General features: G+C 69.9%; 7 protein-coding genes. All 7 read right to left on the reverse strand.

All coding sequences use genetic code 11. From position 1 onward, the window contains the following. The coding region (locus ACWDU1_RS29295) for a class I SAM-dependent methyltransferase (protein ID WP_450003402.1) at positions 1-702 on the reverse strand (702 nt) is incomplete at its 3' end. 140 nt (positions 703-842) lie between these two features. Continuing rightward, the gene (locus ACWDU1_RS29300) at positions 843-1,646 is read right to left on the reverse strand and encodes an enoyl-CoA hydratase-related protein (RefSeq protein ID WP_450003403.1); all 804 of its coding nucleotides are present in this window, start codon (positions 1,644-1,646) and stop codon (positions 843-845) included. A gap of 11 nt (positions 1,647-1,657) precedes the next feature. Beyond that, positions 1,658-2,491 carry an NUDIX hydrolase gene (locus tag ACWDU1_RS29305; RefSeq protein WP_450003407.1) on the reverse strand — a complete coding sequence of 278 codons (834 nt, stop codon included), beginning with the start codon at positions 2,489-2,491 and terminating at the stop codon, positions 1,658-1,660. Between the two features lie 89 nt (positions 2,492-2,580). After that, the gene (locus ACWDU1_RS29310; RefSeq protein WP_450003405.1) at positions 2,581-2,910 is read right to left on the reverse strand and encodes a type II toxin-antitoxin system PemK/MazF family toxin; all 330 of its coding nucleotides are present in this window, start codon (positions 2,908-2,910) and stop codon (positions 2,581-2,583) included. After that, on the reverse strand, positions 2,907-3,110 hold the full coding sequence (locus ACWDU1_RS29315) for a hypothetical protein (RefSeq protein ID WP_450003406.1): 204 nt from the start codon (positions 3,108-3,110) through the stop codon (positions 2,907-2,909). Before ACWDU1_RS29315 ends, ACWDU1_RS29310 begins: the two co-directional genes overlap by 4 nt. 43 nt (positions 3,111-3,153) lie before the next feature. Further along, entirely contained in the window at positions 3,154-3,987 is an 834-nt protein-coding gene (locus ACWDU1_RS29320; RefSeq protein ID WP_450003408.1) for an ABC transporter ATP-binding protein, read from the reverse strand. 93 nt (positions 3,988-4,080) lie between these two features. After that, positions 4,081-4,893: an aminoacyl-tRNA hydrolase gene (locus ACWDU1_RS29325; protein WP_450003410.1), complete on the reverse strand. Its 813-nt coding sequence runs from the start codon at positions 4,891-4,893 to the stop codon at positions 4,081-4,083. Positions 4,894-5,113: the final 220 nt, after the last annotated feature.

The following is a 5,113-nucleotide window of genomic DNA, read 5'->3' on the forward strand; positions in this document are numbered from 1 at the left end:
GAAGGTGTGCAGGTCGACCACGGCCTCGAGCGCGGCGGCACGCGAGGATTCGTCCAGCTCCTCCTGCGGCCGCCGCCAGTCCCGCAGGAACGGCAGCTTCGTGATGGCCGTGGTGGCCTTCCAGGTCACGTTGCCCAGGTTGCGGGCGTAGAGGTTGCCGATGGTGGTGGGTTCCCCGGCGAAGACGAACCGGCCGCCGGGCTTCAGCACCCGCAGGCATTCGCGCAGCGACTGCTCCACATCGGGGATGTGATGCAGAACCGCGTGGCCGACGACCAGATCGAAGGTGTTGTCGTCGTAGGGGATGGTTTCGGCGTCGGCGACCCGGCCGTCCACATCCAGGCCCAGGTTCTCGGCGTTGCGCAGCGCGACCTTCACCATGCCGGGCGACAGGTCGGTGACCGAACCGCTCTTGGCGATCCCGGACTGCATCAGGTTCAGCAGGAAGAAGCCGGTTCCGCAGCCCAATTCCAGGGCTCGTTCGTACGGCAGCTCCGCGTCGGTGCCCACCGCGGCGTCGAACCGGCCGCGGGCATAGTCGATACAGCGTTCGTCATAGGAAATGGACCATTTGTCGTCGTAGGTCTCGGCTTCCCAGTCGTGATAGAGCACCTGGGCGAGCTTGGTGTCCTCGAATGCTGCTTCGACCTCCGCGGCGGTCGCGTGCGGATGGGGCGCGGGGTCGTCGGGGCGTACCGTCATGGTCGGAGAGCCTAATGGGTGCTGCTGGGCGCAGCCCACCCGCAGTCCGCGCATGGCCGGAGCGAAGGCGGAGGTACGCCTAGCCTTTCCTGTTCCGGCGGCGAATACCACCGGGTAGGTTCGACCCGGTCAGGCCCCGCTCAGCGACCCGTGAACTCCGCCACTCCGGGCCCGTCCCGCAGGTAGGAACGTGTTCCAGTTCGCTGGTCCTCGGTGTCGAACAGCCGCGACCATTCGGTGCGGGCGCGCTCGTGACCGTGCGGCCCCGCCTCGAACACCGCCTTGGCGGCCGCCAGCGCCTGTCCCGGCCCGGTGACGAACTGCCGGGCCCAGGCGAGCGCGGCGCCGAGCACATCGTCGGGGGCCACCACCTGATCCACCAGACCCAGCCGCGCCGCCTCGTCGGCTTCCACGAAACGGCCGGTGAACACCAGATCCCGGGCCGGTCCGGGACCGATCAGCAGCGACAGCCGCCGGATCCCGGCCAGCGGTATCAACCCGGCGTGGATCTGCGGCAACCCCAGCTTCACGTTGTCGCCGATCACCCGCCGGTCCGCGCCCAGCGCCAGTTCGAGTCCGGCGCCGAGGGCGTACCCGCTGATCGCGGCCACCGTCGGCTGCGGGATCCGGGCCAGGCAGCCCAGCGCCGCCTGCAGATCCGCGGCCATGGCGCTCGCCTGCCCGGCCGGTAGTCCGGCGAGTTCGGCCAGATCGTCGCCCGCGCAGAACACCCGCTCGTCGCCGTAGACGACCAGCGCCGCGATCCCGGGATCGGCGCCGCAGACCGCCGCCGTCTCGGCGATCTCCCGGATCACCTGCGTACTCAGCAGATTCATCGGCGGCCGGGCGATCCGCAGCAGCGCCACCGCCCGCTGCGAGCCGTCCACCTCCTCGGATCCGAGGTCCGCGGACCCGAGCCGGGACAGGGTTACGAATTCGGCCATGGACGGTAACGCTACCGCGCGTCCGCGGGACCGCCGCCGGGCCGGGATCCGCCCAGCAGCGACGGGTCGGTATCGCGCATCCCCTTCGACCCCACCAGCCGGTTCGGGTCCGGGATATCGGCGAAATAGCGCATATTGTCCGGGAATATCAGCAGCTTCTTCCCGTCGACCTCGCCGAACTCCGGCTGGATCGGATCTATCCGCAGATCGGCGGCGAGTATCTCGCCGGTATTCGCGTATTCGGCCAATGAGACCAGTTGCGACCAGGTCGGCGGCAGCAGCACGTGCTCGCCGTCCTTCCAGGTCCGCAGCGCCGACTCCGGTGTGGACCACTGCACATGATCGGATTCGGTGGTGGCGCCGTCGGCCTGCTGTCCGGCCGGGAGCACCGCGACGAAGAAATGGGTGTCGTAGCGGCGGCGCTCGACGGTCGGGGTGATCCAGCGCGCCCAGGGCCGCAGCAGGTCGGCGCGCAGGACGAGTTTCTCCTCGGCGAGGAATTCGGCGAGGGTCAGTTCCCGGCGCTCGATCCGCTCCCGGTCACCGCGGTAACCGGCGGTCTCGGCGACCACGGTTTCGGCCGTGGGACCGGCCAGCAGCACCCCGCATTCCTCGAAGGTTTCCCGCACCGCGGCGCACACCAGCGCTTTTGCCCGCGTCTCGGAGATGCCGTACCGCTGCCCCCACCAGGCCGGCGGCGGCCCGGCCCAGGCGATATCGACCTCCGCGTCCACCGGATCCACCCGGCCGCCGGGAAACGCGGTCATCCCGGCCGCGAAGTCCATTGCCCCGGCCCGCCGCTGCAGGAAGACCTCCGGACCGGACACACCGTCGCGCACCAGCATCACGGTGGAAGCGTCCCTGGCCTCGGGCACCTCGGCGGAATCCGGCACAGTCGTCTCACTCACCCCTGCACACTAGCCCCGGCCCCGCACTACCGTTGCGGCGGCCGACCGAGCCCCAGATATCGGCGGATCACGTCATCGAGCGTGTCCATCTCCTCGGCGGTCAGGTAACCGACCGGGTCGCCGATCAGATAGCCGGAGTCGATGGACCGGATCTGATCCACCAATACCCGCGTCGGCTGCCCCATCAACTCGATCTCCACCCGCGATGGCGAGGCGGCCGCACCGGTGGAGGTCGGAACAACGGTCACCATGGACCAGTTCGCTCGGGACAGCACCACACCGTAGCGGCGTCCGCGCTGCTCATACCCACGCTCGGCCTCACCGAGATCGATCTTGTAGATCAGGCCGCGGATCACCAGGCATCAGGCTCGTCGCCGAGATTCTCACCCGATGCTTCGATCCGATCAGCGGCGGCCTGCATCTGGGTCTGCCACTGCTCCTGCTCCAGGACGTGCAGCGCACGGCGCAGCACGTCACTGGTCGTTTCCCCTTCTCGCGCCAGCTTTTCGACCAGCGACCGATCATGCACTGTGGCCCGGAACGCGATGGTACTCATGAAGCCAGTTTAACATGCATTGAACAATTGTAATACGCGCTGGTCAGCGGGAACGGTGGCGGCCGAGACGGCGGGCGCGGCGGGCGAAGTAGCGGTCGTCGATCCGGTCCAGGGCGATCGACTGACGGAACGCCTCGCTGAGATTCGCGGCGGTCAGGACATCGTCCAGCAGGCCCTGGGTGACGATCTCGCCCTCGCTCAGCAGCATGCAGTGGGTGAAACCGGGCGGAATCTCCTCGACGTGGTGGGTGACGAGCACCAGCGCCGGGGCGTCGGGGTCGGCGGCGAGGTCGCCGAGGCTTTCCACCAGTTCCTCGCGCCCGCCCAGGTCCACGCCGGCGGCCGGTTCGTCGAGGAGCAGCAGTTCCGGGTCGGTCATCAGGGCCCGGGCGATCAGGACCCGTTTGCGTTCGCCTTCCGAGAGCGTGCCGTAGGTGCGGTCCAGAAGATGTTCGGCGCCAAGGCTTTCCAGCATATCGATCGCCCGGTCGGTATCCATGTCGTCGTACTGTTCGCGCCAGCGGCCGAGTACCGCGTAACCCGCCGAGACCACGAGATCCGCGACCCGTTCGTCGGCCGGGATCCGGGCGGCCAGCGCCGCCGACGACAACCCGATCCGTGGACGCAGTTCGCTGACATTCGTTTTGCCGAGCCGTTCACCCAGAACATGGGCGGTGCCGTAGGAGGGATGGGTCTCCGCGGCCGCGATCTGCAGCAGCGACGTCTTACCGGCGCCGTTGGGGCCCAGGATCACCCAGCGTTCGTCGAGTTCGACCTGCCAGGTCACGGGACCGACGAGGGTGTGCCCGTTGCGGCGGATGGAAACGTTGGAGAAGTCGATGAGCAGATCTGGATCGGGGTGCGCCACGGGCTCCATCTTGTCTCGAGCGATCATCGGCGGCGGCACCGGGCACCCGCGATTCTCCACATCGGCGCGCCCGGACCCCGTCTCGCACACCGGACCCGGCGGTCAGGACCAGCCCTGATCCGGCGCCGCGGGCGCAGTCCCGATCACCGTGACCGAACCTGGCGCGACCTCGGTGAAACCGGCATCACGGACAGCGGTCGCCGTACCCCCGGCCACCGCCGCGCGCAGGGCTTCCCACTGTTGCGGTCCGGCCTCGCGCACCGCGCAGGCGAATCCCCGCCGCGCCCAGGCCCGGGCGTGTTCCAGCGGCAGCGCCCCGGCGAACAGCATGCTCGCATGCCCGACCTGCGCCGCCGCCTTCCCGACCGTCATGCCGAGGGCCGCGTTCACCCAGAAGACCGGGAGATCGGCGGGCGCCGGGCCGGGGTCGTCGGATTCGAGCTCGGTGCCGCCGATCTGCAGGCGCCGGATACGCGGGTCGATCGCGCCGACCGCCCCCGGCACCAGCGCCCGCGCCTGGGCACCGCCGCATTCGATCGTGAGCCCGGGCACCTCGTTCGCCGCGGTCCACTGCGACCCGCGCGCCCGCCGGGCCACCTTCCGGATCCGCGACCGCTTCCAGGTCAGATACGGCCGCTCCCATTCCCCCTCGGCACCCACGCGCGGGTCCAGGCACAGCGCCACCGCCGCGGCGGCCGCGGCGGCCAGCAAGGCGCTGCGGGCCGGTGGGTCGGCCTTCGGGATATGCAGCACCATCTGCATGGCCTGCACCTGGGCCGGATCATCGGGATCGCCGCTGCCTCCGTATCCGGTGGCGAGCTCGGTATGCCGCTGGGTGAACCCCGGGTCCGCCCAGGGCTCCGGCGCGGCGTCCGGGTTCGCGGCGTCCTCGCCCGAGTCCAGGCCGCCCGCCATCACTTCCGTCGCGCCGCACTCCGGCATTCCAGCACCCTCCACAAACCCGACCGTCGCCTCCGGTCAGCCTACCGACGCGGCGGCCGTCCGAATCGGACGCGGCCCCACCGATCAGCCCAGCGGCACCCGGCGCAGCACACCGTCCCGCGCGTCCGCCGCCTCGACCTCGTCCCGGGTGACCCCCAGGATGAACAGCACCGCGTCCAGATACGGATGCGAC

It is taken from the genome of Nocardia sp. NPDC003345, from assembly GCF_053589395.1.

Bases quoted from the DNA above. Each gene is read 5' to 3' on its own strand.
- ACWDU1_RS29325 (WP_450003410.1), bottom strand. From the start codon at position 4,893: ATGGCGGGCGGCCTGGACTCGGGCGAGGACGCCGCGAACCCGGACGCC.
- ACWDU1_RS29300 (WP_450003403.1), bottom strand. From the start codon at position 1,646: ATGGCCGAATTCGTAACCCTGTCCCGGCTCGGGTCCGCGGACCTCGGA.
- ACWDU1_RS29305 (WP_450003407.1), bottom strand. From the start codon at position 2,491: ATGCTGGTGCGCGACGGTGTGTCCGGTCCGGAGGTCTTCCTGCAGCGG.
- ACWDU1_RS29320 (WP_450003408.1), bottom strand. From the start codon at position 3,987: ATGGAGCCCGTGGCGCACCCCGATCCAGATCTGCTCATCGACTTCTCC.
- ACWDU1_RS29315 (WP_450003406.1), bottom strand. From the start codon at position 3,110: ATGAGTACCATCGCGTTCCGGGCCACAGTGCATGATCGGTCGCTGGTC.